Origin of the sequence: Ideonella azotifigens (assembly GCF_006519715.1) — a bacterium.
Classification (GTDB): domain Bacteria; phylum Pseudomonadota; class Gammaproteobacteria; order Burkholderiales; family Burkholderiaceae_C; genus Ideonella; species Ideonella azotifigens.
Window position 1 is genome coordinate 1 of record NZ_VIDT01000845.1, and the last position, 2,056, is coordinate 2,056.

Sequence of the window (2,056 nt, forward strand, 5' to 3'; positions counted from 1 at the left end):
AAGGCCCCAGCGGCGGCTGCGCCCCTGGGCGTGCGTAGACCTGCGCAACGTCGATGTGGGTCGGCTCACGCATCGGGTTCACAGCGCAGCCCAGCCTCCGTCCACTGGCAGGTCCACGCCGGTGATCTGGCGCGAGACATCGGATGCAAGGAACAGGCAGGCATTGGCCACGTCCATGTCGGAGCTGATGCGGCGCAGCGCGTATTCCTGCGCGTGGCGCTCCTCGGCCTGGTCGGCGTTGATGCCGAACTGGGTCATCGCCTCCGGGATCCATTTGTTGCGGAAGCGCTCGTCATCGACCATGCCGGGCGCGACGAAGTTGACATTGATGTTGTGTGGACCAGCTTCGAGCGCGGCAGATTTGGTCACGCCGCGCAGCCCCCATTTCGAGGCCGAGTAGGCCATGCGGCCGGCCCTGCCGCGCATGCCGTAGGTGCCGCCGACGTTGATGATCTTGCCGTAGCGGCGCGCGATCATGCGGGGCAGCACTGCCCGCATGGTGTTGAAGCAGCCCAGCAGGTTGACCTGCATGGTGTGCTCGAATTCCTTGGGCGAAGTGTTCCAGGTGGCGTCGCCAATCGGCCCGGTGTCGCTGGCCACATTGATCAGCGCATCGATCTGGCCGAAATGCTGCACGGCCAGCTCGGCCATTCGATCAGTCTCCTGCGGGTTGGTGACATCGCAGCGCACCGGCAAGGCCTGGCCGCCCAGCCCTTCTGTCTTCATCGCGATCGCCTCGATGGCCTCCAAGTCACGGCTGGCCAACACCAATCGGCAGCCTTCCCTGGCAAACGCCAAGGTGATCGCAGGCCCCAGGCCTTTGGCAGGCCCGGTGACGATGACGACTCTTCCTTGCAAGCCCAAGTCCATGCAAATCCCCATTTGTTTTGATGCAGCACAGCTTTACCTGTGGCAGGCACTTCACTTGCTCAGCACGCGGCGGTATTGCGCGATGTCTTGAGTGATGAATGTGCGAGCTCACGTTAGTGGATCGCCATGCACTTGTGAGGTGCCAAATTCGCGTGGGTGTGTTGACTTTCGTGCCTGAGGAGTAGTGATGGCTCTTAGAAACATGCGCGTATGGCGCTATCTGGAAGAGGTGGCCCGCACCGGGTCGGTGAGGCAAGCTGCCGAGAAGCTGCACCTGACCCCTTCGGCCCTTTTGCGTCGAATCCAGGATGTCGAGTCCGACCTGGGGGCGGCGCTGTTCGAGCGCACTTCCTCCGGTGTGTTGCTGACGGCTGCGGGCGAGATCTTCATCGCCTGGATCAAGAACCAGAATGCCGACCTGCGCCGCGTCTATTCGCAGATCGAGGCGCTTGCAGGCCTGCGCCGCGGCGAGATCCGCATCGCCTGCAGCCAGGCGGTGGCACGCGACCTGCTGTTGACCGAGATGAAGGCCTTCCGCGCCGAGCATCCTCTGGTGAAGATGACGGTGAATGTCTGCGACCATGCCAATGCCATGCGCCTGATGCTGGCCTACGAGGCCGACCTGATCCTGGTCTTCCGGCCCTCGCATGCCGCCGAACTTCAGCCGCTGATGTCCATCGGGCAGGGCATGGTGGCAGTGATGGCCAGGGACCACCCCTTGGCCAGCAAGCCCAAGCTGCGGGTGCGCGACTGCCTGATGTATGACCTGGCGCTGCCCGACCCCAGCTACTCCGGTCGTGAGCTGATCGACCAGGTGCTGGCGCGCGGCTCGATGCAGCCCAACCCCGTGATCGAGTCGAACTCCTTCGACCTGCTGGCTGACGTGGTCAAGGGCAGCGAGATCATCAGCTTCCAGGTCGATGTGGGAGCCGGCCACTGGCGCAAGGACCCTGAGCTCGCGGTGCGTGCCATCGACGAGGTCGACGGCGCCTATGGCCCGCTGGTGCTGGGCCAGCTCAAGGGCCGCACCTTGCCGCTGCCGGCTGCGCGCTTTGGCGAACAGCTGGCGCGCCGGCTGGACGCGATGCGCTCGCTGCCCATGGACGAACGCGCCGCCAAGGCCGAGCGGACGGCGCGCGTGCGCGAGACCGAAGACGAAGCCGAATAGCAGGCCCGGATGGGGGGC

Annotated in this window: 2 protein-coding genes; one reads left to right on the plus strand and one right to left on the minus strand. The window is 64.7% G+C overall.

What is annotated here, in order from left to right; all coding sequences use genetic code 11:
* Positions 1-78: 78 nt before the first annotated feature.
* A complete protein-coding gene (locus FKP22_RS28375; RefSeq protein WP_141291440.1) occupies positions 79-870 on the minus strand; it encodes an SDR family NAD(P)-dependent oxidoreductase in 792 nt (263 codons plus the stop codon).
* Positions 871-1,057: 187 nt separating this feature from the next.
* On the opposite strand from FKP22_RS28375, the gene FKP22_RS28380 reads away from it, so the two are divergent.
* Positions 1,058-2,038, plus strand: coding sequence for a LysR family transcriptional regulator (locus FKP22_RS28380; RefSeq protein WP_211361633.1), 981 nt, complete (start codon positions 1,058-1,060; stop codon positions 2,036-2,038).
* The last annotated feature ends 18 nt before the right edge of the window (positions 2,039-2,056 follow it).

Bases quoted from the DNA above. Each gene is read 5' to 3' on its own strand.
- FKP22_RS28375 (WP_141291440.1), bottom strand. From the start codon at position 870: ATGGACTTGGGCTTGCAAGGAAGAGTCGTCATCGTCACCGGGCCTGCC.
- FKP22_RS28380 (WP_211361633.1), top strand. From the start codon at position 1,058: ATGGCTCTTAGAAACATGCGCGTATGGCGCTATCTGGAAGAGGTGGCC.